This window comes from Verrucomicrobiota bacterium (genome assembly GCA_016200005.1).
Taxonomy (GTDB): domain Bacteria; phylum Verrucomicrobiota; class Verrucomicrobiia; order Limisphaerales; family PALSA-1396; genus PALSA-1396.
On the sequence record JACQFP010000061.1, the window covers coordinates 15,572 to 42,366 of the forward strand.

The following is a 26,795-nucleotide window of genomic DNA, read 5'->3' on the forward strand; positions in this document are numbered from 1 at the left end:
TTGCATGGTAGCGCCCCCCCGCCATTCCTGTCCCTTCACAAGGGCAAAACTCTAACTTGCTGAAATTCAAGGAGCTATCGGGTGGCTGCATTTTCTGGCACACGTAACGCTCTACAAATTCCCCGAAGACTTGTGAACGAGGTCCGCATGAAACGAATGCAATTTCAGTTTGACGGAGCGAAGGCCTTGCGCGAAGTCCGACGCAACAACGTCGAATGGCGCGTGGACTTGGGCGTTTGCAGGGCAATCCAACAAGCAGAATTGACCGACCTGTTCAGAGTGGTTTGCGCACTGCCAAAGGCTGATGCGCGCGCATTTTGCAAGATGGTGGCCCGCAAACCGGTTGCTCGAAGCGGCCTGACGCTGACGAACCTTGCCAGGAAATTTCCATGTTGAGCTGGACTTTGACATTTCTGACGATCGCATTGCTGGCGGCGCTGCTGGGGTTTTTCGGCGTCGCTGGCACCGCGGCTGCCATCGCCAAGGCGTTCTTTTTTCTCTTCATGATCATATTTGTGGTTTCCGTGATCCTGGGTCGGAGAGATGCGTAAGGACAGACGTTGGGCAAAAGCGTTTTGAATTCGAAAATTCGGTCATAAATTTCACTGAAGCGCCAAGGAACTGGGTGGGTGGATCGGATGGGTGAGTCGTCAGGCAACCGCATCGTGGCGGCCTGACTGACTCACCCATGTCCTTTCTCAAATCTTCGGCCGGCTTCACGATTTCCAGACGGAACACTTGGCCGGCTCGCTTTCCCCCTCGCCGCCCCGCCCCATCGGTCCCGGTGGAAGGGCTGAAACGGCATCGCCAATTCTCAATATTCTTTCTCGCCTGCGCGTTCGCCGCCCGCTATGCTTACCGTAAGCCAATGTGGAAGATGGGCTGAACGTATGCGCCTGCTGATTATTGACGACGAAGAAAACATTCGCAAAACCACCGCTGTGGTGCTGGAAGGAATGGGCCACGAAACGGTCGGGGTCGAAACTGGCACCGCCGCCCTGAGGCAGCTTGAAAAAGCCAGTTTTGATGTCGCCTTCCTTGATTTGAAATTGAATGGGGAAAGCGGGCTTGAGCTTCTGCCCGAATTGCTCAAGAGCAGCCCGCAGTTGGATGTGGTCGTGTTCACGGCCTATGCCTCGATCGAAACCGCCGTGCAAGCCATGCGGCTGGGCGCAATCGATTATATCCCCAAGCCATTTACGCCGGAACAAATCCGGCAGGTGATCAGCCGGATCAACAAAACCCGCAAACTCGAAGGTCGCCTGGCCGATCTCGAATCCCGGCTTTCGGCAGATTCTCCCACTACAGACCTGTCCACTACCGATCCGGTCGTGCAGAAACTTCTGGATCTGGCGTTCAAAGCCGCCGCCACGCCGGCCACCATCCTGATCACCGGCGAAAGCGGCACCGGCAAAACCGTTCTGGCGCGCGGCATTCACGAACGCAGCCAGCAAAAGGACAATGCGTTCGTCATCGTGAGTTGCCCCAGCCTCTCGCGGGAATTGCTGGAGAGCGAACTCTTCGGCCATGTCAAAGGCGCGTTCACCGGGGCGGTCGGCGAAACTTGGGGGAAAGTCGCGCGCGCCGACGGCGGCACCCTGTTTCTGGATGAGATCGGCGACCTGCCACTGGAAATCCAATCCAAATTGCTCCGCCTGGTTCAGGACAAGGAATATGAGCGGGTCGGCGAAGCCAAGCCACGGCGCGCCAACGTCCGGTTGATCGCGGCCACCAACCAGAACCTCGAACAAGCCGTCCGCGAAGGCCGTTTTCGCGAGGATTTGTTTTATCGGCTGAACGTCATCTCCATCCCGTTGCCGCCGATGCGCGAGCGCATGGGTGATTTGCGCAAGATCGGTTCGGGGTATCTCCATTTCTTTGCGGCGCAATGCGGCAAGCGCATCAAGGGTTTTTCGCCCGAAGCCGAGCGGGCCATCCTGCATTATTCCTGGCCGGGCAACCTGCGCGAATTGCGCAACGTCGTGGAACGCGCCGTCATTCTCGCCGGCACAGATCACATTGAACTGGATGATTTGCCGGAAAAAATAAGCCAATCCACCACTCAATTCGAGATCAAGGGCGTCGAAGTGGGCGCAAAAATCTCACTGGAAGACCTGGAAAAAGAGCATCTGCGGCGGGTGATCAGCCGGACCGCGACGATGGAGGAAGCGGCGCAGATTTTGGGGGTTGATCCGGCCACTCTTTACCGCAAACGAAAGAAATTGGCGTTATGAGTTCGCTCTCCCGTGTGATCCTCGAAGCGTTTAGTAGCAGAAATCTGGCAAGTGACTTGCCTCCCGCTCGTCGCGCCTGGCTTGGACTCGGCTCAATCCGTCCACAACGATTATGTTGCGCACGCGCTTGTTCCTGAACCTGGTGCCGTTCGTGGTGATTCTTCTGGCGGTCGGAGTTTATGCCATCGCGCTTTTCTCGCGCCTCACCGGCAGCGTGGACCTGATCGTCAGCGAAAACTACCGGAGCGTGGTGGCGGCCCAGCAGATGAGTGTGGCGCTGGCGGGAATGGACAAAGGCATGTTGCTTTGGCGGGAGATGGATCGCGACAACGGCAAAGCCAAGTTCACCGAAAGCCAAAAGCACTTTGAAGAGAACCTCCATCAGCAACTCAAGCGCATGGCATCGCCCGCCGTCAAGGAATTGAGCGGACAGCTCGCGACCAATTACTACGCTTTCCAACGCACCGGCAACTGGATTCTGTCCCTGCGCCAGCTTAAATTCCCGGAGGAGGAGTACGACCGCGAAATGGCGCCCCGGCTTCTGGAGATGAAGCAATTGTTGGAAAGAATCACCGACTTGAACAACCAGTCGATTCTTGCCACCAGACAAAGCCTTAAAGAAAACACGCGCGACGTCACCCGCCTGATGATCATCGGGATCGTGGTCGCGCTCACTATTTCTGGAATCGCCTGTTACTATCTGGTCCGTTCCATCATGCAGCCGATTCAATCTTTGACCAAGGCCACCCGCGAAGTGGGGGAAGGCAATCTCGATCAACTTGTTGCCGTCTCCTCCAAGGATGAACTGGCGCAACTAGCCGAATCGTTCAACAAAATGGCCGTTCAACTCCAGGCCTACCGCCAGGGCACTACGGAAAAAATTGGCCGGTTGCACCGCACCATGGAATCGACGCTTGCCACCTTTCCCGACCCCATCTTCGTGCTCGATAAGGAAGGCCGTATTGAATTAAAAAATCCGGCCGCCGAGGCCCTCGAGGCCAGCCTCAAGCTCAAAGGTGAATTGCCCGCTCGTTTGCGCGTGCTCATTCAGAAGGTGCTGGGAACCGGCGAAAACTTTTTGCCCAACAGCTTCAAGGAAGTCGTTTCCTTCCGGTTCAGCGGTCATGAGATCTTTTTTCTGCCGCGCATTCTCGCCATGCGAGACAAGGAGAACGTCCTGATTGGCGTCGCCGTCGTCTTGTATGACGTCACCCGCTTCCGGCTGCTCGACGATGTCAAAACCAACCTCGTGGCCACCGTCAGCCACGAACTTAAAACGCCCCTGACCAGCGTGCGGCTGGTATTGCATATTTTGCTCGAAAAAACCGCCGGCGCCCTCACGCCGATGCAACAGGACCTCCTCACCGCTGCGCGCGACGACGCCGAACGCCTGTTGCGAATTCTCAACAGCCTGCTCGACCTGACCTGGCTGGATGAAGGCAACCCCGGTTTGCACAAGGAGGTAATTGCTTCGGCCGACCTGGTCAGCAAGGTGATGGAGGGGCTGCGCGAATCAGTGATGACAAAATTTCTGAAGATCAAAAGTGTCGTGGATCCGGATTTACCCGCCGTCATGGTGGATCGCCAGCGGATCAACCATGTGTTCACCAACTTTATCAACAATGCCATAAAACATTCCCCTCCCCATGGGGAAATCACCTTGCGCGTGGCGCAGGTCGAGAACAACGGGGTGAAATTCAGTGTGATTGACCAGGGCCCGGGTGTTCCGGAGGAATTTCAGGACCGTATCTTCGATCGATTCTTTCGCGTGCCCGGGCAGACCAAACGCGGCGTCGGGCTGGGTTTGTCCATCGCGCGGGAAATCGTCGAAGCCCATGGCGGACAGATCGGCGTGCGCAGCCAGGCCGGCCAAGGTAGTGAGTTTTACCTCGTGCTGCCGGCGGTGGAGCGTGAGGCGCTGGTGTCGTAGCCAATCCCGCGCACAGGACGGCACCCCGCCCATCGCTGTCAAGGCCCTGGATCGGGAGGTCTTCAAACCCCCGGCGGTTGATTGCTCAAACCAGTTTCTTGTATTCCTTGGACGCCGCCAGCTTGGCCACCAGTTCCTTCACTTTTTGCACCTGGCTTTTGTGCGCCAGCAACACGGCATCGTCCGTTTGCACAAGGATGGCATCGCGCAATCCCACCACCGCAATCGGCGTGCGGGTTTTCGTGCGCGCATCAAAGATGAGGTTGCGCGCGCCATCCACGTGGATGAAATCCGCCACCGCGCAGTTGCCTTCGGCGTCGGCCTTGAGATGGCGCGCGAGCGCATTCCACGCCCCGAGGTCGTCCCACGCGAAAGCGCCATCCGCCACCACCACATTTTGCGCGTGCTCCATCAGCGCATAATCGATCGAGACTTTCCTGATGTCGGGATATTCTTTCGCGAGCGTCTTGGCGAGCTTCGCCGGGTTGTTTGCGACCTTAAACCAGCGCTGGCAGGCCTCATACATTTCCGGCTGATGTTTCTGCAATCCTTCGGTGATCGTCACAAAACTCCAGATGAACATGCCCGCGTTCCAGCGGTACTGGCCGCTCTGCAGATACTCCAGGGCCTTGTCGAAATGCGGCTTCTCCGTGAATTGCTCGGCGCGGTGGAAAACCGTCTTATAGCTTTTCACTCCGGGCGGTGCCGGCAGCGCTTCACCGACGCGAATGTATCCGTAGCCCGTGTTTGGCTCGGTCGGCTTGATGCCGATCGTGATGATGGCCTGCCCGCGCGAAGCCAGATCAAACGCATCAACCAACACCTGCTGAAACTTTTTCTCTTCCGGAATGACGTGATCGGCGGGCAACACCGACATGACACCGGTTGTCGAACGCGCTCCAACGAGCGCCGCGCCCAACGTGACGGCGGCACAGGTGTCACGGCCAACGGGCTCGGCGACGAGATTTTGCTTCGGAATGTTCGGCAGTTGCTTACGAACTTCCGGCAACTGAACCTCGTTGGTGATGACGAAAATGTTCTTTGCCGGCACGAGCGGCAACACTCGATCCACGGCCTCTTGCAAAAAGGAGCGTTTGCCGAGCAATGCAAGGAGTTGCTTGGGCGTCTTCTCCCGGCTCACCGGCCAGAAACGCTCGCCCTTGCCGCCAGCCATGATAATGACGAAACGGTTTTTGATGTCGGTCTTAGGTCTTGCGCTCATAGGATTTTGACCGCAGATGAACTCAGATGGACGCAGATGGGCTTTGGCTTGCGGTGTAGCTCATAAATCTGCGTTTATCTGCGTTCATCTGCGGTAGATTCAAATGGATTTCACTGCGTCAGCCAACAACTTCACAAACCCGCTTACTTTGCTTACCAACTCCGATGATTTGGCATGCTCGGCGATCTGGTTCACCACGGCACTGCCCACCACCACTCCGTCCGCCACTGACGCGACGAGCTTCGCCTGTTCGGGATTCGAGATGCCAAAGCCCACCGCGATGGGCAACGCCGTGTGCGCGCGAATCTTCGCGACCTGTTCCGCGAGGTTCGAGGCGACCTTGCTCTGCATTCCCGTCACGCCTTCGCGCGAGATGTAGTAGATGAAACCCGCACCGCGCTTCACGATGAATTCCATGCGATCCTCCGGTGTTGTCGGCGCGATGAGGTAGATGTGGCACAGAGCCGCTTTGCGCATGAGCGTTTCGTAGTTGTCGCTCTCCTCGGGTGGCAGGTCCAGCACAAGCAAACCATCCACGCCGGCCCTGGCCGCGTCCGCGATGAACCGCTCCATGCCGACTTTATGAATCAGGTTGAAGTAGATGTAGAGCACGATGGGAATCTGGGACTGCTGGCGCACGGCCACCACAGTTTCGAGAACTTTGGGTGGAGTTGTTCCCGACTCAAGACCGCGCTGCGCCGCAAGCTGATTCACCAGACCGTCCGCCAGCGGATCGCTGAACGGAACGCCGAGTTCCAAAATATCCACGCCCGCCTTGTCGAAAGCCAGACCGAGTTGGCGCGTGGCCTCCAGATTCGGATCACCCGCGCCGATATAGACGATGAAAGCTTTTTTGCCCTCGCGCTTCAGTTTGGCGAAGCATTCCTCAATGCGATTCATGTGGCTGGATTGTTCCGTTGCCGGTTGCAGGTTGCAAGTTTGGAGTTCCGTATTTGCTCGGACACTGCTGGAGACAACAAACCACGCCCAAACTTCGGCCAGCCCCGTAGGGGCGCAATATTTATAGAAAGCTAATCCGATAAGGCCGTAAGCCCCGTAGGGGCGGCATCGGTCTCTCGGGTGCAATATTTCATTATGGTTGCGGTCTTGGTGAATGGAATTCTCGCGAGACGCCGGCCGTGATCATATGTCGCCCCTACGGGGCTTGCGTCATGTTTGGAAACGGTTTCTATAGAGATGCCGCTCCTGACGGAGCTAGGACTCATAACCGCTGAAAAACCAGCCTCGACAACCTCTTATATCCAGAATAGGGTCGCCTCATGAATAAGGATAGTCGGGACGAACCCGCTGTCCATTATCGGTTGACCGCATCAAACGCCATGAAACCAAACTTCGCATTCCTATTGATTGTGGTTCTATTTGTCGTGGGCTGTGACACAATGAACTGGCAGCAGTATCGGATTGCAGGAGTGGCTGCTGGTTCACCAGATGCCGCAAAGCTGAGATCTGCGTTGCAGACTGTAGCTGATAAGGCCGGTCTGAAGGACCGCACAGCAGAATCGCGTGTGCCGGAGACTTTGTTTTTTTATACGCAGCCAGAAGTTAGAAATTTTCGTGTTGATCTTGGCGCGCGATTCTACCGCGACGATGTTTTGATAGACCTCGTGGGTGGTTTCGGACCGACGCCGCCAGCATACAAGCAGGCCAAGCGTTTGTTGATGCCAACTCTCTCCGCGGAGTTTGGCTCACGCCTTTCTAACCCGCAGCCGTTCGTCCAGATACCATGAACATGATGCCTAACTTGAGCATAGCTGGAGGTCATTTCGCAGCAGTATTCGCCATCCAAACCAGCCGCAATCCTTCGAGCGTTAGGTTTGGCTCGACGGCGGAAATCTCCGGCAGCTTCGACGCAATCAACTTCGCGTAACCGCCCGTGGCCACAACGGGCAGTCGGCGTGTTTTCAATTCGCGCTTCAACTCCATTATCAACTCCCGGATCAACCCGCGATAACCGTGCACCGCCCCGATCAACATGGCTTGTTCGGTGTTCTTGCCAATGACCGCCTGCACTTCGCGAATTTTGATTTTCGGCAGCAAGGCGCTCTTCTCGTGCAGATAGTCGGTCATGGCCGTCAAACCCGGCGCGATGATGCCACCGACGTAATTCCCCGCGCGGTCCACCACGTCGAACGTCACCGCCGTGCCAAAATCAACGACCACTGCCGGCGCGCCGTAGTGATGTTTGATCGCGACGGCATTAGCCAAGCGGTCCGGGCCGATGGTTTCCGGCTGCGGATAATCAATGCCCACACCGCGCAACGTTTTCGGGGTCAGTTCGAGAGGGGACAAATTCCAAACCCGCTTTGCTGCCTTGTGAACAAGCGGCGTGGCGCGCGGCACGACGCTGCAAAGGGCGGCACCAGTCAGCGTAGCCGCCGACGTGAGGAGGCGGGCTTTCAACAATGCCCGTGGTTTCCGCCTCGTTATCTCGGCGGCTACGAGGCTCAATCCCGCCTCGACAAAGCGCCGCACTAATTTCGGTGCAGAACCATCGAACCACGCCGACGTGGCGATGTCCGTTTGTCTCACCACACGCTGGTGATTGGCCAACCCGACGTGCGTGTTTGTGTTCCCAATATCGAAAAGCAAAATCATTGGGCAATTCAAAATGACAAATTAAAAATGCAAAATGCCGAAGCTCCGCCGTAGGGCGGCTTTTTAATTTTTAATTTTGCATTTTTCATTTCTCCAACGACACATCGCCGCCGATGATTGTTTCCAGATGGCCGTGCTGTGTGCGCAACAGCAAAGCGCCATCCACATCCAGCGATTCGGCCCGTCCCTGGATTTGCCGGTCGCCCAACCGGATGACCACATTATGACCGAGGGTTGCGCACTGCGACTCCCACTCGTCGGCCACGGTGGTAAACTGACCGGCACAAATGCGCGCGTAATCACGATCCAACTCCCGCAATATGTCCACTGCCAACTCCGCCCGGTCCAGACCTTGGCCCGTTTCGATCTTCAACGAAGTGGCCAGCTTGCGCAGTTCGTGCGGAAATTCTCCCGCGCTCAGGTTCACATCCACACCGATTCCGAGGATGACATATTTCACCTTGTCCAACTCGGCGCTCAGTTCCGTGAGGATGCCGGCGACCTTCTTGCCCCGGATCAAGATGTCGTTCGGCCATTTGATTTCAGGTGTGACGCCGGTGTGCAGGCGAATTGCGCGGGACAACGCCGTTGCTGCGGCAATCGTCAGTTGCGTCGCTGCCGTGGGGCGCATCGCCGGGCGCAGCAGCAAAGAAAACCAAAGCCCTTTGCGAGGTGGCGACATCCACTTGCGACCAAGTCGTCCCCGGCCCTTGGTTTGCGATTCGGCAAAAACCACGACGCCTTCCTTGACACTGTCCCGCGCGAGTTTTTCGATGACGTCGTTGGTTGAAGTAGTTTCCTGAAACACGCGAATGTCGCGACCGATGACCTTGGTTTTGCCGAGGCGGGAAAGCAAATCGTCGGCATGCAACTGATCCGGCGCGTTGACGAGCCGGTAGCCACGATGGGGACTGGCCTCAATGTCGTAGCCAAAAGAGCGCAATTCCTCAATCCGCGCCCAGATGGCCGCGCGGCTGATGCCCAGCGTTTGCGCCAAGTCCCCGCCCGAGACTCCGTCGTCCCGCGCGGCCCGCCGCGCCGATAAAATTTGTGCATCAGTCGTCATGTGTTGGTTGGAGTTCAAGCTTCAGCTTGTTCCGAAAATCTCAATCCTACCCCCGAGCAAGCTAAAGCTTGAACTCCAACGCTAAGTTTCAAAATCCAGGGCGATGTCCACCGCGCGAGCCGAATGGGTGATCGCGCCGACGGAGATGTAATCCACGCCCGTCTCCGCGATGGCGCGGACATTGGCTAGGCTCACACCGCCGCTGGCTTCCGTTTTCGCGCGGCCCTTCGCCTTTTGAACGGACAAACGCAACTGGATCAGATTCATGTTGTCGAGCAGAATGATGTCGGCGCCGGCTTCCACCGCTTGTTTCACCTGGTCCACAGTGTCAGCCTCCACTTCGATTTTTAGTGCCGGATATCCGGCGCGGGCGCGCTCCACGGCTGCGGCAATTGGATTCGGTGATTCGTTCTTCAACGCGGCCAGATGGTTGTCCTTGATCAAAACCATGTCGAACAAACCGAGACGATGATTATGCCCCCCGCCACATGTCACGGCATATTTCTCCAAACGACGCCAGCCGGGCGTGGTTTTGCGCGTGTCGAGAATTTGCGCGCGCGTCCCTCTCACCGCTTCGACAAACTGCGCCGTCAATGAAGCGATACCGGAGAGCCGCTGAACGAAATTCAACGCGACCCGCTCCGCGCTGAGAATCGTGCGGGCAGGTCCTTCCACGGTCAGCAACTGCTGGCCTTCCTTCACTGACTGGCCATCCTTGGCGACGCGCGCAATTTTTATGTCGGGTGAAAGCTCGCGAAACGCCGCCTCCGCCAGATCCAGACCGGCAACGACCAACGATTCGCGCGCCACCATGAACGCTTTGGCAACCGCGCGCTCCGGCACCGTCGCCAGCGTGGTAACATCGCCGCTGCCCACATCTTCCGTCAGTGCGGACTGCACATGGCGGCGAATCTCGTCAGCGGAAAGCGGTTCCATGCCGCCAGCGTGATGAGAAACAGGAAAAAGGTAAATTCGAAAAGGCTGGCCACCATCGCAAACAAACGACTTTTACCCGTCACTGCTTCGTGCCAAAGTTCCATCATGTTCAAACGATCTGCGCGATGGAACGCATTATTGGTTTGCCTTGCGCTGGCAGGATTCGGCATTTCCCAAACCTCGTTGACGCTGCTGGCCCAGACCAAACCGGCGGAATCAAAATGGGAAGCCGACATACAGGCGTTCGAAGCGTCGGACAGAACCAATCCCCCGCCGAAAGGCGCGATTCTTTTTGTCGGCAGTTCCAGCATCCGGCTGTGGAAAACCCTGGCGCAGGATTTTACCGGGCACCGAGTAATCAACCGGGGTTTCGGTGGGTCTCAACTGGCTGATTCTGTCACCTTCGCCGAACGCATCGTGATTCCCTATCGACCGAAGGTGGTTTTGTTGTATGCCGGCGACAACGACATCGCCGCCGGCAAACCGCCGGAACACGTTCTAGCCGACTTCAAATCCTTCGTGCAAAAAGTCCAAGCGACGCTTCCCGCAACTCGAATCGCCTACATCTCGATCAAGCCCAGCCTCGCCCGCTGGCGACTGGTTGAAAAGATGAAGGCAGCGAATCAGTTGATCGAAGCGTATTCGCGGAAGAACGAGAAATTGATGTTCATCGACGTTTTCGCACCCATGCTGGGGTCAGACGGTGAACCGCGAAAGGAACTGTTCGCTTCCGATGGTCTTCACCTCAACACAGAAGGCTACAAACTTTGGACTTCAGTGATCAAACCGTATCTGAACAAGCAACCCTCACCAAGCGAGACGACCTCGCCAAAATCGGCGGCGCAATCACTCCGTTAGCAACACAGTGCGATGGAAAGTTACTGGACCATTTTTTGGAAACTCATTCAGACGCCGTTTCAGCACGTCGAGTTGATTTGGGGCATTGTGCCGCTGTATTTCGGCTGGTTGCTTAACGAGTTGACCTCAAACAAAGCCTCGTTCCGCACCGCGATTCAAACCGGTTTCAGTTTCCTCTGGGCCGGTGCGCACTGGTCATACCAATATCTTTCCAAACGCCCCACGAGCGCGCCGCCGTTCAACATTGACACGCTGTTTGCCGTGAACGTCATGGTCACGATTTTGGTTTTGGTGACCGGAATCGTGGCTCTGATTAGTGGGTTGCGCCATAAGTATCCGCGCGGTTGTTCGTTCCTCGGCCATTCCCGCTTCAGCAATTATTTCATGATTGCCATCTTTCCCATCCAGTCCGGCTATCTCAAATGGTCTTGGGACGTGGTCGCCACAATCGTGATCTTTGCCCTTCCGCTCTGGGTGTTGCTGCATTTCGGATTGATGCCGCTGCGAAGGAAATAAGCGAAGGTGAATCTCAACTGTGTTGACAGCGGGGACAGTAAAACGTGCTGCGCGCGGCTTGCACAAAACGCTTGATTGCAGCGCCACATTTTGAACACGGCTTCCCCTCGCGATCATAAACCAACAATCGCTCCTCGTAATAATCAGGCGACTCCGCCGCCCGTCCATAGTAAAAAAGTCCATCGCGCTGGCCGGTCCCCGCCCAATCCAACGGCACCGTGCTTCCCAACTCGATGGCCTCCGACAACACACCGCGAATGGCCTGCCACAAACGCTCGACTTGTTTTCGCGTCAGTCGGCGCGCCGCCAATCTCGGAGAAATGCCCGCGCGGAACAATGCTTCGCTGGCGTAAATGTTCCCCACGCCGACGACGAGCGATTGGTCAAGCAATTTCACCTTGATCGCCTGCGCAGACCGTTTCAGTGCCGACGCAAAATCCGCCACACGAAAATCAGTCGTAAGCGGTTCCGGTCCGAGCACCGCGAGCGGGCTGGTGTCGAGTGTCAATCGTCCGAAATAGCGGGTGTCCTCATAAATCAAATTCATTTTGCCCAAGTTGATGATCACGGCAGTGTGGCGTGGCAATGCGCCGTTTCGTTCCTGCAAATAAATTCGCCCGGTCATTCCGAGATGACCCAGTAACACCAAGGGTTCGCGTTGACCGGCGCGGCGCAAATCGAACAGCAGATATTTGCCGCGTCGTGACACGCCGATAAATCGTGCGCCAAGCAAAGCCCGCGAAAGTTGGCGAGGCGTGGTGGGCGAAAGCACTTTGGTCCGGCACACCTCGACCCGGCGCACGCGCTTGCCTTTCAGCAGCGGCGAGAGGTGGCAAACCAGGACTTCAACTTCGGGCAGTTCAGGCATGGAGAATCACGCTTGACCGCGCAGCAGCGCGAGCACTTCCTCGTCGGTGGTCTGTGAAAAAAACTCGTAATAGCGGCCAACCGCGTCGAACCACGGATCGGTCAGTAGCGCGACCACCTTGTCGGCGACGCCGGACAATCGCTCAACCCCATTGGTCGAAGCCACCGGAACGGCGACGATGACGCTCGCTGCGTTCTGTTTCTTGGCGGACAACACGGCGGCCTCGGTTGTCGCGCCGGTCGCCAGGCCATCATCCACAATCAGGACGTTCTTATCACGAAGATTGGGAGCCCCGGTTTGATGAAACTCGGATTGGTAATGCCGCAACCGTTCGGTTTCCTCGGCAATGACTTCGTCCAGTTCGGCGCGGTCAACGCCGCTGCTTCTCATCGCGTCCGTGTCCAGCACCACTACGCCGTTATCGGCGATCGCGCCCACAGCAAATTCGCGATGACGTGGATGCCCGATCTTGCGGACTACTAGCACGGCCAACGGTAGGTGGAGAGTTCGTGCCACTTCCGCCGCCACAACGACGCCGCCGCGCGGCAATCCCAAGACCAGATCGATCTCAACTCCGGCGTCGGCGAGATGTCGCCCCAGTTTTTGCCCCGCTTCTTCGCGCGATGCAAAGGTCATGGCGGATAGATAATCACAGTTTCAATTGAAGCCGAGGGGCACAACACTCTTTGGTTTAATTACCCAAAAGGTCGAATTGCCGTTTACACAAACACCCAGGTACCAAATTACCCAACCACCCAAACCCGTGTTGGGTATTTGAATCTTGGGTGATTGGGTATTTCAATCCCTTCACCCCGTCACCAGTGTGCCGACTTTTTCTCCCAACACGACGCGCTTGAGATTGTGCGGGCGGAACAAATCAAACACGATGATCGGCATCTTGTTGTCCATGCAAAGCGAGAACGCGGTGGAATCCATAACCTTGAGTTGTTTCTGGAGGGCCTCGAGATAACTGATTTGCGCAAAGCGTTTGGCCTTGGGATTTTTCTTTGGGTCGCTGTCGTAGATGCCGTCCACCTTGGTGGCCTTGAGAATGACTTCCGCGCCGATTTCGTTGGCGCGCAACGCCGCTGCCGTGTCAGTCGAGAAATAGGGATTCCCCGTGCCGCCGCCAAAAATCACCACGCGCCCTTTTTCCAGATGCCGCACCGCACGCCGGCGGATGAACGCTTCGGCCACCTGAGACATGGTGATGGCGCTCTGCACACGCGTGGCCACGCCGAGTTTCTCCAGCGCGTCCTGCAGCGCGAGCGAGTTGATCACGGTGGCCAGCATGCCCATGTAATCGCCCGTGGCGCGTTCGATGCCGCGCTCGCTGCCGGCCAGGCCACGAAAAATATTCCCGCCGCCGATGACTACAACCACCTGGACGCCCAACTCTCGCACTTCGCTGATTTGTTGCGCCATGCTGTGAACCGCTTCGGGACAAATGCCCACGCCCGATTCGCCGCCGAGGGCTTCACCACTGAGCTTGAGCAGAATACGACGATAGCGGGGTTGTCCGGATTTTTTCATCGGGCAAGAGTTGTGGGTCGCAACATGGTGATGCCTTTGTAACAATCGCCAAGGAGAACGTCAAATCAAAGCCCCAGCCTTGTCAATGCAGCCAACCGCACGCGGCGGATCACGAAAGAAAGTCTGGGTGGTCTGTCTTGCTGTGCTCGCCAGTTGATTCCACTTCATTCCGCCAGCGCCAACCTAAAGGTTGAACTCCAACGGAACCGACCTCGCGCAACGTTGGAGTTCACGCTTTAGCGTGTCCGATGCGTGAAAGGGAATCCGGTGGATAGCATTATTTCTCTATTTGGCGGCCGCAGAAAAGACATGGTCCTTCTCGATGCCATACCGTTGCAGGACACGCCGGGTGGCTGTCTCCAGTTCTTGCGCATCAAGCACGAGTCGTTGCCACGTTTCACCTTTTTGGAATTCGAAGATGTGAAAGCCGTCGGCGGAATTTCGCAGCGCCTTTTCCAGATCAGGCAAACGGCTGATGCGTTGTCCGTTGACTCGCTCAACAACCAGGCTGCGCACGTCCTGGTAGCCCAGATTGTAAGCGTCGGGCAGCACCTGGGACAACACCACGACCGCGGGTCGTTCCGGCGTTTGGTTTTCGTAGCGGAAGTACGCGAGGCGAAACGGGGCGCGTCGTTTCCAGTCTTGCCCCCAACTGCGCAGATAATTCCTGGACAACGGTTGAAAAACCAACCCACCGGCGATCAAGTATTCCGGCTCCTGGTCGAACTGCGCTTCCGGAACCAGCCGGGCGGCATCTTCGGCCTTGGGCAGCCGATACAACACTTCCTGGTTGTGGCCATCGCGCCAGATTTTCAACTTCACCTGATCGCCCGCCCATTTGTTTCGAGTCGAGATATTTTCCAGCATGAGATGCCCGTAATGGGGATCCACATAATCGCCCTGGATGTCGATATCAAAGCCATCGATCCGCAACAAGACGTCGCGCCGTTTCAACGCCGGCTCGCTTCCCGGAGTGGTTGGTGAATCGATGGTCAGCACGCCGCGACGGTCACCTCCGAGCTTCAGAAAGTCGAGGGTTTGAGGGTTTTCCGCAGGTTGCCAGGTAAAGTCAAAGTAACCCAATCCGTGATAGGCGCCGTTGCGCCGGGCTTCCAGGACAGAGCGAATAAACGGGGAAGGCAGTGCTTTGGGAGAATTTTCCGCGTGCGCGATGACCAGGCCGATGACCTTCGCACCCATGACGACCGGCTCGGACCAGCCGACGCGATCAATCTCGGAACTCAACTCGAGTTGGACCCGCGCGGCGTCGCTCCGCTCGCCGCTGCCAACGGTAAAGCGGTTAAACTCCGCCTTGCGGGATTCAAGATTGCCCGCGCGCCAGCGAAAAATCCGGATGTCGCCGTCTTTGGTGATCGAGTCAGCCAGTTTGACCGGCTTTAATCCGTTCCAAAAAATTTCGTCTGAAGTGGTAATAATCGCCAGATTCGCGGGGTAATCGATCCATTTAACTTCAGCGTTCCACCATTGACCGCGCCCGCCTTTTTGCAACCGGATGAGCGTGTGATTTTCCAGTTCGTCCGCCGTGGTCAAAATCTCGCGCGGACCGATCACGATGCCGGCTTTGACGACAGTCTGCACCTGCTTCGACCAAGGCAGGAAGAAATCATATTGTTTGCGCGTCGCGTCGAGACTGACAATGGATCGCTCCCAATCGCGCGTGTCCGAACGTGCAGCAGCGCGGCCAGAATCGCAAACCGGCGCCGACAGAATGATTGGCAATGCCAAAAGCAGGGTTCTTATTTTCATAAACGCCGGTCCTTGGGAACGCCATAGTTCTTCAAGATGTCCGCGTTGGCCGCATTGGCTTCCGCCCGGTCGAGCGTCTCGAAGGCGTGATTGGGCAGAAACTCGATCACATGGTGTGTGTTTGTCGCCGACTCGAAGGCGCGCACCACGTCTTCTAGTTTTTCGACCCGGATGCCGTTGATCGTATCGACCAACGCGCGCGCAGCAGTTTTCACGTTGGCATTGACCGGGTGGGCCAATGTCGAAACCAGGACGATGGGTTCTGGACGTGCCGTTTCCGGCGATTCATAACGTCGGTAAAGTAATTCGTAAACCATCTCTGCATTGGCGGAGTCACGCCAGTTCCGACCGAACGTTTTCAAGTAATCCAAGCTCGCCGGGGTGAACACCAAACCGGCATAAACAAAATAGCGCGGCAACACGTCATATTGATTGCCCAGCAGCCGGTCGGCGCCATAAACCGACGCCGCAACGGGAAGCTCGACTTCTTTTCCTTGCCGCCAGATTTTTACCGGCAGACTTTCACCCTGCTGGACAGTTTGAAACGCCGCCGCCACGGCGACCCGATTGCCATCATACATCACCGTCCCATCGCTGCCGACGGAGTAGGGGCCGACCTGTAGCAGTACATCGTCCCGCCGGAATAATTTTTCGCCGGTGGAATTCGGCAAAGTACTGTCGATGCACGCGCCAACGTTGTCGTCCGGCAATTTCAAGTAACGCCGGTAGGCAGGATTTTGCAGCGGCATGAGCCGGATGCCCACCGTGGCGAATCCGTGATAGCTCCCATCTTCAATGTCTTTCAAAAAATGTTTGATCACGGGAGGCGGAATGAAAAAGCCTGTGTTTTCGAGACCGGGCATGCCCTGAAACGCCACACCCACCACCAGATCGTCCTGCAAGACCGGCCCGCCGCTGTTGCCGGGATTGATCGCGGCATCCGTCTGCACCGCCAGGAACGACCGGTTGCCGGGATGCGCGTAAGCCTGCACCTCGATGCGCGACACCACCCCGCGAGTGTAAGAAATCTGTTCGCCACCTGCAGGATAGCCGCAAGTCACAACCGCGGACCTGACCTTGGGCAGTTCACCGAAACTGAGCGCCTCCAGACCATCGAAGAAGTGTTCGTCCTCAACTTCGAGCAGCGCGAGGTCGCAATCGTGCGCCACAAAAAGAACTTTGGCCACATAAGGACGCGGGTCCTGAAAGCGGCGCACCAAAATCTGGCGCGCCCAACTCACGACATGGGCGTTGGTCATGATCCGTTTGCCCTGGATGACAAAGCCCGTTCCACTGCTGCGCCGGACTGCATCAAACCGCCACGGGGCGTCCCAAATCGGCTGCTGACTGAACGTCATGATCTGGACGACCGAGCGTTGCGGTTCCGCGCCGAACGCGGCAACCACGAAAGTGGTCAACAGAAAGAGAAAGCAGAATTTTCTCGGCACGCGGCGAAAATGCTGAGTGCGGCTCAAACGGTCAAGCCTTAAGGTGATGACCTGCCCGTGGCCAACACCTCTGAGACGCGCGAATACCGATTGTAGCTTTGGACAAAGGCTCGCCCAAAGCCAATGGGAGTCCAGTTCAAAAAGTCACCGTCGGCGCATAATGCGACGGATCAAGCAAATTCACAGGCGGCCATCGGAAGCGGAGGCCGCCGTTTTTTCTTGCTGGCCAACCTAGACAATCCGGCGGCAAGATCATGGCCTATGACGAGCCCGTCCCAGAAATATTCCGTCAACCAGTACCACATCGAAGTGATCCTCGCGTGGATTCAGTCGCGTGAGATCGCCATTCCCGAAATTCAACGCCCGTTTGTGTGGGACGCCAGCGCCGTTCGCGACTTGATGGATTCGCTCTACCAAGGCTTTCCTATCGGCTACCTGATTGCGTGGAAGAACCCGAATATCCGTTTGAAGGATGGCACTGTGTCTGAAGGGAAGAAGGTGCTGATTGACGGACAACAGCGCGTGACGGCCCTCACCGCCGCGATACTCGGCCAACGCGTCGTGGATAAGGAGTACCGCCGCGTGCGAATCAACATTGCTTTCAATCCCTTAAAGAAACAGTTCGAAGTGCAAAACCCGGCCATCCTGAAGGATTCCAGTTGGATACCAGACATCGCAGAACTGTTCCGCACGGAGTTGGACATCTTCAAACTCGTCGGCGACTACTGCGCCAAGAATGCTGGCATTTCGCAGCAGGAAGTTTTTAACCGTGTTCAGCGCCTCCAGCAGGTTAAGGGCAAGCAGATTGGTTTGATCGAACTGGACGCCGACCTCGACATCGAAACCGTCACGGAGATTTTCGTCCGAATCAATTCCAAGGGCGTGATGTTGAGCCAGGCCGATTTCGCCATGTCGAAGATCGCGGCCAACGAGGAATATCAGGGCTCGCATCTGCGAAAGTGCATTGATTACTTTTGCCACCTTGCAATAGCCCCGGAGTTCTACGACCAGATTCGTGACTGCGATCCAGAGTTTGCCGCCACGCCCGATTTTCAGCGCATGGCCTGGCTGCGGCACGAGAACGATGACCTTTACGATCCAGGGTACTCGGACGTTTTGCGCGTGGCCTTCACGTCAGAATTCCAGCGCGGCAAGCTTTCTGACTTGGTCAGTCTGCTCTCAGGCCGTAACTTTGAGACGAAGACCTTTGAAGAACCGATTGCCGAGCAATCATTCGCGCGGTTGCGGCAAGGAGTTGAAAACTTCAGCAATGAAACAAACTTCAAGCGGTTCATCATGATCCTGCGCGCGGCGGGATTCGTGGACTCGAGTTTGATCCGCTCGCAAAACGCCGTGAACTTCGCTTACATTCTGTTCCTTAAGCTCCGGGCAGCCGACGTGCCTCCACAAATGATCGAAAGCGCTGTGCCCCGGTGGTTCGTCATGAGCATCCTCACTGGGCGATACAGTGGCTCACCGGAATCTTCATTCGATTTCGATATCAAGCAGGTCGCCACGCGAAACATTGATGACGTGCTGCGCGATCACGAGGCAGCAGAGCTTTCGGAAGCCTTTTGGTCGGCGTCGCTTGTCCAGGCGTTGCAAACTTCGGTCGCCAGCAATCCCAATTTTCTCGTTTTCCTGGCCGCGCAGATTCGATCAGGCGACAAGGGCTTCTTGTCCAAGGAAATCTCCGTTCACGATCTCGTGACGCACAAAGGCGACATCCACCACATTTTCCCCAAGGACTACCTCAAGAAAAATGGTCTTGGCAAAGCCGACTACAACCAGATCGCCAACTACGCCTACATGCAATCAGAGATCAACATCCGCCTCGGCAACCGCGCGCCGAAGGAATACTTCGAGGGGCTGCGTGAACAATGCGCGGGTGGCGATTTGAAATTCGGAAGCATCAACTCAACGGAAGTTTTGACCTCCAATCTCCGCATGAACGCCGTTCCTGAATCTATCGTTAATTACGAACTCAACGAATACGAAACTTTCCTGAGCGAACGGCGCCGCCTGATGGCGGCGAAGATGCGGGAATACTATTTCAGCCTTTGAAAGACGCATCAAGGACTCTACGGTCACAATACGAGACGAAGTGGAACTCGCCTCAAACGAAAGGTGAAGTATGGCAGAAAAAGTTACATGTATTGTCAAAGGAGAGGCACATCTCCATTCGGATTGTCGCTGTATCACTGAAATCCAGACAGATGGATGGAGGAAATACACGAGATTGGAAGCATACAACAAAGTGACGGCATCACCCGGTTCAATAATCGTGGAAGGTGCGGGTGAAACAGCGACACTTATCCCAGCCGAACGACTGGGAACAAAATATGTGAAGACTCGTGCGGATGATACGAAAGATGACAATCTGTTGAATGTTAAAGAATGCTGAGATGATTGTCCTAGTCGAGAAAGCCGCCTTCGGAAACGGAGGCCACTTTTTATTCCGGCAAATCCAGTCGCGCGCCAAATTTCAGATGCTCCCAGCCGGGAAAAGTTTGCTGTGGAATTCTGAAAGAACTGAGTAAGTGATTCGGGCAGTCTCCAGAATTTCATTCTTCTCGACGCGCACCTCTTTTCCTTCAGCCTCGCCCGAACGAACTCTTTCGATATACTTTCGATCCACGACACCAAGATTGTGCGTGATTGGATGACGCTTCTGAAATACGCGGTCTAGCTTCCCCTCGTCCGCAGAACCAGCAGCGAACAACGAAATACCGCCACAGAATTCAGGGATAATCGAAGCAGCATTTGAAACCGATTGCAAGCGGCTGCCAATTTTCTTCATTGCCGCATCAATTTCATCACTGCTGTCCCCGTTGGCCTTCCGGTGGCGGCGGATTTCAATTTTGAGAGTCGCCTCAAAAATGGAGACCAAATCTTCGAGCGCATTTTCCAGATCACGGGCCGCCACCCGCGCGCCGAGTTCCTGCTTTCTTCTATCTACGTCACCAATGATCGCCTCGATGACGCGAATCTCACCTCGAATATGGGTCGTGAAAATATCCTTACCGCAGTCGGGACACCAAACTGCAAATCCATACACCGAGTGATCCAGTGTGCAGTGGGGGCACACAAGGTCTCGTTGCAGAATATCTTCATTCGGTCTTCGGACAGTTTGCGGAGGATTGGATTTTATTTCCATATCCACAGAAATAAGTCCGTCCACGAGCCGCTTCTTTCCCGAATGACCGAGGCCAAGCGACTCACGCAACATCCGCTCAACTCCGATTTTTGCTTCGCGCGCTACCAAGTCTTTGGCGTAACGAATCTGCTCCTTCGTGTGAAAATCAGACGGCTCAGCCGCTTTCTGGCAATAAGGGCAGTATGCAACAGTTTGGCCGCCGATTATCCCCGTGCCGAGTGTGACTTTGAAATAGCCGGGAGAACATTCTTGATTCGGGCACTCACGAGCGACTCGCCCGTCTTCATCCTTGGGAATCGAGACGCTCATGGAATACTGGTCTCGGCCAGTTTTCTTGGCCTTCAGAGGCGCTCCTTCTTGAAACATCTCAAACGACATGCACTACCTGATTTTTGAGTTAACCGTCACGGCTGAATAACTCGCATGGAATGGCGTATGGTGGCTTTGCCGCCGCCTAAATCCAGAACGACGTTCCAATAGCCCGAATGAGGAGGAGTCAGACGCGCTGGGAAATGAGTAAAGAAGCCACCGTAGTAATGATGAGAACGTCCTGCTTTGTAGTTTGAGTAATCGGAATCGTCCATGAGAGTGACATTGGCTTGGGTGTCGCAATCAACCTCAACAACTTCGCCGTCTTTTAGGAAGAGTCTTTTTTGTAAGTGGTCAGACATAATTGTGATATTTGTTTGGTGTTTCGTCAGAGGACTAGATGACGCGCCGCAGCGTCGAGCAACGAAATGGTGTCACGCAGCACAGGTTGGCCATTCCAATTGTGTGCGACCAAGAAGCTGCCGGGTGTGATGTTCGTCATTGCGGGTGCCGGTATTGAAAAAGGTTTGCCCTGGCATAAACGGAGAAAGCTGTCCCACGCTGCATCGCTTCGGTGTGCAACGGCGTTGCGAACGCGTTTGAGTAAATCAAGATCGCCTCGGCGCGGGAGCGGTGTCGCGGAGAAGCGGTTGCCTGCGCCAAGAAATTCGTTTGCCCGCGATACGATAACCGCGTAATCCGACCACTCGATGAATCTTTGTGGATGATCTGGATGGTTGAGGAGTTGGTTCGCGAGACGCCAAGGCGCATCCGCTGTGCGAAACTGTTGAATCTCGCAGTGAAGTTTAGATGTAACACTGGTAGCAAGGTCTTCAACGAGCACGTAATGCGTGAATTGTTCCCAGTGAGTCCAGGCGGACAGGAACAGACCCTCGGCAAGCAAGTGCAGATCAGTTTCAGCAAGAAATCCAGCCGGACCTGTGTTTTGAGTGACCGTAGTTAAAACGTTGCCAACATGTGTCAGCGTGTCGAGAAACTCATTACGCAGGTTTTGCTGACTCATAGACGGAATTACCTTTCATTTCTTTCTCTGCACCTTCGCCGCGACTTTCAGGCGCAGCGCGTTGAGCCGGATGAAGCCCGTGGCGTCGTCCTGGCTGTAGGCTTTGGTCGGGGTCGGCTTTCTTCGCCATGCACGGAGTTTAACGTCCCGGCCTGTCGAAAGCAATTGCGCGCAACTAACCCGAAGAGGCAGACGGATTAGCAGACTGACAGATCAATATCGCAGGGATTGGGAAAACGGAAATCTTCCTCGCCGGAGTTAACTGCGTCTGGTAAACATCTTGCACATGAACCGGCTTTTCTTTGGCGACAATCTGGGTTGGCTGCGCGACCCCAAGGAATTTCCCGACGAGAGCGTTGACCTCGTTTATCTCGACCCTCAAAATGCTCAAATACTTTCTTGTTCTTACCACAAGGCGGCGGAAGGATGTCCCTCATGATGGCCAACAATCCATTACCACGGTTAGACGAGCGACCCGACGTTCGGGCCATGCTGCTACCTTTTTGCCGGCTCAAGCCGGGGGCAGTCTGGATAGACCCCATATCGGGTCACACGGTGGGATGTCTGGACGCTTCGAACCCTGACGATATTGCAGCGTTGATGGATGGGCAGAAGGCGGAGTTGGCCATTCAGGACCCGCCCTACAACCTTGTCGCATTCAAGGAAAGGACTGTCGGCGAGTTCATTGCATGGTGCAAGCGGTGGGTGCAGCGTACGCTGGAATCACTGGCTCCGAACGCCTCCCTGTATGTCTGGCTGGGTGCAGACCAAAGGGAGGGCTTCCAACCGTTGCCCGACTTCATGATTATGATGAGGTCCCTACCAGTAGCAACCCGCAGCTTCATCACAATGCGAAACCAGCGCGGCTACGGGACGCAGAAGAATTGGATGGCCGTCCGTCAGGAACTGCTCTACTATACAAAGGGCACCCCGATTTTCAACGTCGAGGCCGAATACACCGACATCCCTAAAATTCTTCGCGGCTACTACAAAGAGGTCAACGGGCAAGTCACTGAGAACATGCAGCGTAGCAAATCGGAGAACATCCGGGCAGGCAACGTGTGGGTCGACATTCAGCAAGTGTTCTACCGGATGGACGAAAACGTCAACGGGTGCTACGCACAAAAGCCCTTGAAGTGCATTGACCGCATCGTTCGAGCATCTTCGGACCCTGGCGGCCTCGTGGTGGACTTCTTCGCCCACTCGGGCACCACACTTCTGTCCTGTGAGATTTTGAAGCGACGCTGCTTCACCATCGACACGGATCCAGTCTTTTGCGAAATCACCATCAGGCGGCTTGAGCATTACCGCAAGACCGGTCGGCTGGGCTGGCAGAACACTCACGCATTCGAGCACGATCTTCCTGTCCAATTTGAGCCGGTTGAACAAGAACCTGTCGGAAAGGAACCAGTGGTGATCGCGCCGACAAAACCAACCACGCTGGAACCTACCCGGCAACGCGGGAGGCGGCCCAAGCCCAAGGCGGAACCAGCAATGCAAGCCAGCTTTTTTTGATTGTGGAAAAGCTCAAACAAGAATTGGACCGGCTTATTGCCACATTGCCAAACGAAAAGAATTTCCGGTCCAAGTTGGAGAGTCTCGTTTCAGTATATCCGTTTAATGAGTATGAGTATGTCATCTCGGCACTACTGGGCGCCGACAAACTGACTTTTAACGACTACGTCGAACTGCGGGACGCCTACATTGCCAGGAACAAGTTTCTTTACATTTTCGAGATCGGTGCGCCACGGGGCTTCGGGGAGTCTTGGGCACAAGGGCATCTGTCTGAACTTGTCCCTGACATGGTGTCGCCCAGCAAGAAGTTGGACCCCAGCTATTCTGGAGAATACGATTTCTTTCTGGACAGCAATATCAAGATTGAGGTTAAGGCTTCCCGCGCGGTGGATTTCGACACCACGGAGCCACTTTACGTCAAAGCCCTGTCCAACGATTCGACAAAGGACTTTGACATGAATTTCCAGCAGGTGAAACCAGGTTGCTGTGACGTGTTCATCTGGCTGGGGGTCTGGCGGGATAGAATTCGCTATTGGGTCTTGGCATCGAAAGAAGTCTCAGGCAACAAATATTACTCGACTGGCCAGCATCGGGGCAATACAGGAGAGGGACAACTGCACATCAGACGAGACAACATGAAAGAATTCGAGAAGTATGAAGCGCGCTCGAATGCTTTACTGCAAGCCATTAGAGACGCGTACAAGCGGCAGCACAGTTGACCGACAAGCGGAGTCTTTGTCACAAATACCGGTCATTGAACCAAGTCACCGGACTCCTGTTGGTTGACCCGTTCTGCGGTTGCGGCACGACAGTTCACGCAGCGCAAAAGACGGGTCGCCAGTGGATCAGCATTGATGTCACGTTTCTCGCCATCAACTTCATCAAACGCCGCCTGTGCGATGCGTTCGGCGAGGAATTGCAATTTGAGGAAAAGGGTCAGCCCACGGATTTCGCCAGCGCGCAACGGCTGGCGGAACTGGACAAGTTCCAATTCCAGCATTGGGCGCTCTCGCTCATTGACGCGCGTCCACTCAAGGAAGGCGACGGCAAGGGCGCGGATCGCGGCGTGGACGGCTTGCTGTATTTCTACGAGTCCAAGGATGAGCGGCGCAAAATCATCGTGCAGGTCAAAGGCGGCGGCGTGAAGCGGAATGACGTGGCGACGTCGCTCGGCGACGTGAACAATCAGAAAGCGGCGGGCGGAATCCTCCTCACGCTGGAAAAGCCCACCAATCCGAGAATGGTTTCAACCTGCTCTACCCTTGAATAAAGATGCCAGTTCCCTACAGCCACAATCAAATTCAGTATCAATGACACCGCCAACATTGCAAACCCCACCACCAGCAATATCTCCTTCACGATTCGAGCTTCGTTCACGCCGGTTAATTTTTCTTTCAACCCGTGCTCCTCGACGAACAATTCGTCGTGCTTCAAGCCCAGCAAGTGGAGCAGGATGGCGTGCCAGTCCGGAACACTGACACGATTCTCGACCGTAGCCAGGCCGAGTCCGTATAGTTCAAACCGCCAAACTTTCACCCACCTGAAATCGGACAAAGCGACGAATGGCGATTTCGTCGTCCAGTTTTTTGGCCACGGACGCGGCATGTTCCTTGACCGTGACTTCGGAATTTCGTTTTACGAAACCCTGATCCAGCAAACAATAACCTTGGTAAAATTTTTCCAGTTTGCCTTCGACAATCTTGGCGATGGCTTGGGGAGGCTTGTTCTTCACCTGTTCCGCCGCGATTTCTTTTTCCTTGGCCAGCAACCCCGGGTCAACCTGGTCGCGTGACACGACAAACGGATGGCCCGCGGCGATTTGCAACGTGATGTCGCGCACCAGTTGTTTGAAATCATCATGCGCCACCGTCGCCTCCTTGCCCCACATTCTCCGCCGCTCAAAAAAGGGTGGAAAGATGCGTGGTCATCGGGGAAAGTCAGGCATGACAGAGACAGTGAGTTCGAAATCACCCGTAACCTCGGTCGAGGAAATACAGCAAGGTTGGCACGAGTTGAAGCTGCGGGTCGGTCAACTGGAAGCCGAGCGCAGTGCGCTCGAACAAGAGAACAAGGCGCTGCGCTTCCTGTTGGAAAGAGTCATCGAGCACCGGCAAAAATCCCACAGCGAACTGGTGCTCCTGCTGTCCGGCATGGTCAGCAAACTGCCCATCAATGACGTCGGGGTGATCGTTTCCAAACTGGTGGAACACAACAAAAACGTCAGCGAAATCTGCGCCACGCTGGCCAAGGGCAAAGCCGACGCCGATTTGCCCCAGCCAGAGATTCTGAAGGCGCTGGACCAGACGAAGCGTGACCTTGTGGCGGCCTTGAAACCGGCGGTTGATGAATTGATCCAGTTGGATACGCCGTTGGAAACCGCCATGTTGCGGTCGCTGGTCGAGAAACCGGAGTTGTTTTTTTCGCCGGCCGTGGTGCGGGCCAATCGTTGTTTCGTCAAAGGGCAGGTGGCGCGGGAGCGGATCGTCAGGGAATTTGGCGAGGAAGCGTTGAGCTTCTTCAATGACATGACCACCGATCCAAAACTGAATCCGCGTCCAAAATCAGAAGAGATAGTTCTGACGTTTAAAAATGATTTCGAAGCGTTGTTTCAACAAAACACCGCCCTGCTGCCGGACAAACGAGCGGGCCTGCTGGCGCTTTACCAGCGCATTCAGCGCAGTAAAGGTGAGCCGGCTCGCGCGCAGAAGAACGCTTTCTACAAACTGTCGTTCCTCCTTGAGTTGCTTCATTATTATGAAAACCAGAATACCGAAACGCCGGAGGGCGTCTTTGCCCAGCGATTACCTGTGCTGATTGAACATCTGGTTGTCCCGGGCGCGCAAGATGACCTGGATGAACAACTGATTCTTCAGGCGGAGGGCTTGCTGGCCTTCGTCACCAGGCCGGAGCATCGTCTGATGATCGCGAACAACGTCGGCAAAACCGGGCGTGCGGGAAAAACGCTGCGGTATGTGCTCAAGCTCCGGCTGGCCAAAAGCCCCGCCACCCAAAATGAAATCATCCCGGAGTTCGTCAAACATCTCCTGCCGTCGCCCCAAAAACCGCCGCCACCACCAACCCTGGCGGCTGTTTTGCGCCTGCTTCACCCCGACACGCAACGGCGCGTGGTGCATGCCCTCATGGATTTTGACAAGCTTCGGCGGGAGGAAGCGGAGGCCTTGGGTCGGGCGCTCGCGAAGGAGTTGGGTCTCACGGGGCTGGAGCAGGAGGCCAAGGCACCGCTCCACGTCACGGCGGAGATGGAGCGGGAGATGGCCTGGGGCCGGATCAAAGCCATGATTACGGGCCGGGATGAACCCGCGGCCATCGCCGCCGCCATTCGCGACCGGTTGCGGAAAAAATACGAATCAGACGAAATCAGGCAGAGTTGGATGACCCTGATCGAAGCGGACGCGATTTCGCTGATCAGAATCTTTTGTCAACTGCCCTATCTTCCCGATGGCAGCACCGATCCGATTGCCCAGGCGATGATGGGAACCTACGTCATGCGGCTCACGCATGAGAAGTATGCGGCCACCTATATCAAAGTCGTGAACAGCCTGAAAAACATGTTCAAGGCCAAATCCGACAGTCCCACCTTGCTCAATTTTATCCGACTGGTGAAATGGGTGGATGCCGAGGCGGCAAAAAAACTGAGCACGGATATCGGGATGGCGGCCCCTGTGAAGTAGCGCAGCTTCACAACGGTCGTGATGTAGTGGGCGCGGACCTCAGCGGACGATCGCGTAGGGACACGCGACGCCAGAGCGATTCCCAGACTAGATTTTGGAATAGG

General features: G+C 55.7%; 29 protein-coding genes. 14 read left to right on the plus strand and 15 right to left on the minus strand.

Features of this window, described 5'->3' with window-relative positions; all coding sequences use genetic code 11:
* Window positions 1-147 precede the first annotated feature (147 nt).
* The 4 genes from HY298_20280 to HY298_20295 all read left to right on the plus strand — a co-directional run bounded on the left by HY298_20280 (window position 148) and on the right by HY298_20295 (window position 4,164).
* The gene (locus HY298_20280) at window positions 148-396 is read left to right on the plus strand and encodes a hypothetical protein (protein MBI3852601.1); all 249 of its coding nucleotides are present in this window, start codon (window positions 148-150) and stop codon (window positions 394-396) included.
* Entirely contained in the window at window positions 390-551 is a 162-nt protein-coding gene (locus HY298_20285) for a DUF1328 domain-containing protein (GenBank protein MBI3852602.1), read from the plus strand. Before HY298_20280 ends, HY298_20285 begins: the two co-directional genes overlap by 7 nt.
* Window positions 552-890: 339 nt before the next feature.
* Window positions 891-2,234, plus strand: coding sequence for a sigma-54-dependent Fis family transcriptional regulator (locus tag HY298_20290; protein ID MBI3852603.1), 1,344 nt, complete (start codon window positions 891-893; stop codon window positions 2,232-2,234).
* Window positions 2,235-2,346: 112 nt separating this feature from the next.
* Entirely contained in the window at window positions 2,347-4,164 is a 1,818-nt protein-coding gene (locus tag HY298_20295) for a HAMP domain-containing protein (protein ID MBI3852604.1), read from the plus strand.
* A gap of 85 nt (window positions 4,165-4,249) precedes the next feature.
* On the opposite strand, the gene HY298_20300 is transcribed toward HY298_20295, so the two are convergent.
* On the minus strand, window positions 4,250-5,386 hold the full coding sequence (locus tag HY298_20300; protein ID MBI3852605.1) for a mannose-1-phosphate guanylyltransferase: 1,137 nt from the start codon (window positions 5,384-5,386) through the stop codon (window positions 4,250-4,252).
* 99 nt (window positions 5,387-5,485) lie between these two features.
* Complete coding sequence (locus tag HY298_20305) at window positions 5,486-6,286, minus strand: tryptophan synthase subunit alpha (GenBank protein ID MBI3852606.1); 801 nt, start codon at window positions 6,284-6,286, stop codon at window positions 5,486-5,488.
* A gap of 440 nt (window positions 6,287-6,726) precedes the next feature.
* On the opposite strand from HY298_20305, the gene HY298_20310 reads away from it, so the two are divergent.
* Window positions 6,727-7,134 carry a hypothetical protein gene (locus tag HY298_20310; GenBank protein ID MBI3852607.1) on the plus strand — a complete coding sequence of 136 codons (408 nt, stop codon included), beginning with the start codon at window positions 6,727-6,729 and terminating at the stop codon, window positions 7,132-7,134.
* Between the two features lie 31 nt (window positions 7,135-7,165).
* Here the strand turns inward: HY298_20310 and HY298_20315 are convergent, their stop codons facing one another.
* The 3 genes from HY298_20315 to nadC form a co-directional block, all read right to left on the minus strand.
* Complete coding sequence (locus tag HY298_20315; GenBank protein MBI3852608.1) at window positions 7,166-8,002, minus strand: type III pantothenate kinase; 837 nt, start codon at window positions 8,000-8,002, stop codon at window positions 7,166-7,168.
* An 85-nt stretch (window positions 8,003-8,087) separates the two neighbouring features.
* On the minus strand, window positions 8,088-9,068 hold the full coding sequence (locus HY298_20320; protein ID MBI3852609.1) for a biotin--[acetyl-CoA-carboxylase] ligase: 981 nt from the start codon (window positions 9,066-9,068) through the stop codon (window positions 8,088-8,090).
* Window positions 9,069-9,149: 81 nt separating this feature from the next.
* Window positions 9,150-10,004: a carboxylating nicotinate-nucleotide diphosphorylase gene (gene nadC, locus HY298_20325; protein ID MBI3852610.1), complete on the minus strand. Its 855-nt coding sequence runs from the start codon at window positions 10,002-10,004 to the stop codon at window positions 9,150-9,152.
* Between the two features lie 105 nt (window positions 10,005-10,109).
* Here nadC and HY298_20330 point away from each other — a divergent pair, with 105 nt between their 5' ends.
* Together HY298_20330 and HY298_20335 are read left to right on the plus strand one after the other, a co-directional pair.
* Complete coding sequence (locus HY298_20330) at window positions 10,110-10,862, plus strand: hypothetical protein (GenBank protein ID MBI3852611.1); 753 nt, start codon at window positions 10,110-10,112, stop codon at window positions 10,860-10,862.
* 12 nt (window positions 10,863-10,874) lie between these two features.
* Window positions 10,875-11,378 carry a hypothetical protein gene (locus HY298_20335; GenBank protein ID MBI3852612.1) on the plus strand — a complete coding sequence of 168 codons (504 nt, stop codon included), beginning with the start codon at window positions 10,875-10,877 and terminating at the stop codon, window positions 11,376-11,378.
* 13 nt (window positions 11,379-11,391) lie between these two features.
* Here the strand turns inward: HY298_20335 and mutM are convergent, their stop codons facing one another.
* The 5 genes from mutM to HY298_20360 form a co-directional block, all read right to left on the minus strand.
* Window positions 11,392-12,246: a bifunctional DNA-formamidopyrimidine glycosylase/DNA-(apurinic or apyrimidinic site) lyase gene (gene mutM / locus HY298_20340; GenBank protein MBI3852613.1), complete on the minus strand. Its 855-nt coding sequence runs from the start codon at window positions 12,244-12,246 to the stop codon at window positions 11,392-11,394.
* 6 nt (window positions 12,247-12,252) lie between these two features.
* Window positions 12,253-12,882 (minus strand): phosphoribosyltransferase, encoded by a 630-nt coding sequence (locus HY298_20345; protein ID MBI3852614.1) that lies wholly within the window; start codon window positions 12,880-12,882, stop codon window positions 12,253-12,255.
* Window positions 12,883-13,053: 171 nt separating this feature from the next.
* Window positions 13,054-13,779: a UMP kinase gene (locus HY298_20350; protein MBI3852615.1), complete on the minus strand. Its 726-nt coding sequence runs from the start codon at window positions 13,777-13,779 to the stop codon at window positions 13,054-13,056.
* Between the two features lie 285 nt (window positions 13,780-14,064).
* Window positions 14,065-15,546: a hypothetical protein gene (locus HY298_20355; GenBank protein ID MBI3852616.1), complete on the minus strand. Its 1,482-nt coding sequence runs from the start codon at window positions 15,544-15,546 to the stop codon at window positions 14,065-14,067.
* Window positions 15,543-16,904, minus strand: a complete 1,362-nt coding sequence (locus tag HY298_20360) for a trypsin-like peptidase domain-containing protein (protein ID MBI3852617.1) — start codon at window positions 16,902-16,904, stop codon at window positions 15,543-15,545. The genes HY298_20355 and HY298_20360 overlap by 4 nt, the downstream gene beginning before the upstream one ends.
* A gap of 351 nt (window positions 16,905-17,255) precedes the next feature.
* Between HY298_20360 and HY298_20365 the strand changes: the two genes are divergently transcribed.
* Window positions 17,256-19,058, plus strand: a complete 1,803-nt coding sequence (locus tag HY298_20365; GenBank protein ID MBI3852618.1) for a DUF262 domain-containing protein — start codon at window positions 17,256-17,258, stop codon at window positions 19,056-19,058.
* 70 nt (window positions 19,059-19,128) lie between these two features.
* Entirely contained in the window at window positions 19,129-19,398 is a 270-nt protein-coding gene (locus HY298_20370; GenBank protein ID MBI3852619.1) for a DUF3892 domain-containing protein, read from the plus strand.
* Between the two features lie 81 nt (window positions 19,399-19,479).
* Here the strand turns inward: HY298_20370 and HY298_20375 are convergent, their stop codons facing one another.
* The 3 genes from HY298_20375 to HY298_20385 are packed head-to-tail and all read right to left on the minus strand — an operon-like array spanning window position 19,480 to window position 21,484.
* Entirely contained in the window at window positions 19,480-20,529 is a 1,050-nt protein-coding gene (locus HY298_20375) for a hypothetical protein (GenBank protein ID MBI3852620.1), read from the minus strand.
* Between the two features lie 26 nt (window positions 20,530-20,555).
* Window positions 20,556-20,822, minus strand: coding sequence for a DUF1883 domain-containing protein (locus HY298_20380; protein MBI3852621.1), 267 nt, complete (start codon window positions 20,820-20,822; stop codon window positions 20,556-20,558).
* Between the two features lie 26 nt (window positions 20,823-20,848).
* The gene (locus HY298_20385; GenBank protein ID MBI3852622.1) at window positions 20,849-21,484 is read right to left on the minus strand and encodes a hypothetical protein; all 636 of its coding nucleotides are present in this window, start codon (window positions 21,482-21,484) and stop codon (window positions 20,849-20,851) included.
* Window positions 21,485-21,770: 286 nt separating this feature from the next.
* On the opposite strand from HY298_20385, the gene HY298_20390 reads away from it, so the two are divergent.
* Genes HY298_20390 through HY298_20405 form a run of 4 tightly spaced genes read left to right on the plus strand, consistent with a single transcriptional unit; the run spans window position 21,771 to window position 24,269 of the window.
* The gene (locus tag HY298_20390) at window positions 21,771-21,923 is read left to right on the plus strand and encodes a hypothetical protein (protein ID MBI3852623.1); all 153 of its coding nucleotides are present in this window, start codon (window positions 21,771-21,773) and stop codon (window positions 21,921-21,923) included.
* Window positions 21,923-22,999, plus strand: coding sequence for a site-specific DNA-methyltransferase (locus HY298_20395; GenBank protein MBI3852624.1), 1,077 nt, complete (start codon window positions 21,923-21,925; stop codon window positions 22,997-22,999). The genes HY298_20390 and HY298_20395 overlap by 1 nt, the downstream gene beginning before the upstream one ends.
* 2 nt (window positions 23,000-23,001) lie before the next feature.
* On the plus strand, window positions 23,002-23,718 hold the full coding sequence (locus HY298_20400) for a hypothetical protein (GenBank protein ID MBI3852625.1): 717 nt from the start codon (window positions 23,002-23,004) through the stop codon (window positions 23,716-23,718).
* Between the two features lie 35 nt (window positions 23,719-23,753).
* On the plus strand, window positions 23,754-24,269 hold the full coding sequence (locus HY298_20405) for a restriction endonuclease (GenBank protein MBI3852626.1): 516 nt from the start codon (window positions 23,754-23,756) through the stop codon (window positions 24,267-24,269).
* Here the strand turns inward: HY298_20405 and HY298_20410 are convergent.
* Together HY298_20410 and HY298_20415 are read right to left on the minus strand one after the other, a co-directional pair.
* Window positions 24,185-24,535 (minus strand): DUF1501 domain-containing protein, encoded by a 351-nt coding sequence (locus tag HY298_20410; protein ID MBI3852627.1) that lies wholly within the window; start codon window positions 24,533-24,535, stop codon window positions 24,185-24,187. The two genes, HY298_20405 and HY298_20410, sit on opposite strands and share 85 nt — an antisense overlap.
* Window positions 24,516-24,887, minus strand: coding sequence for a hypothetical protein (locus HY298_20415; protein ID MBI3852628.1), 372 nt, complete (start codon window positions 24,885-24,887; stop codon window positions 24,516-24,518). The genes HY298_20410 and HY298_20415 overlap by 20 nt, the downstream gene beginning before the upstream one ends.
* A gap of 55 nt (window positions 24,888-24,942) precedes the next feature.
* On the opposite strand from HY298_20415, the gene HY298_20420 reads away from it, so the two are divergent.
* Window positions 24,943-26,691 (plus strand): hypothetical protein, encoded by a 1,749-nt coding sequence (locus tag HY298_20420; GenBank protein MBI3852629.1) that lies wholly within the window; start codon window positions 24,943-24,945, stop codon window positions 26,689-26,691.
* Window positions 26,692-26,795 lie beyond the last annotated feature (104 nt).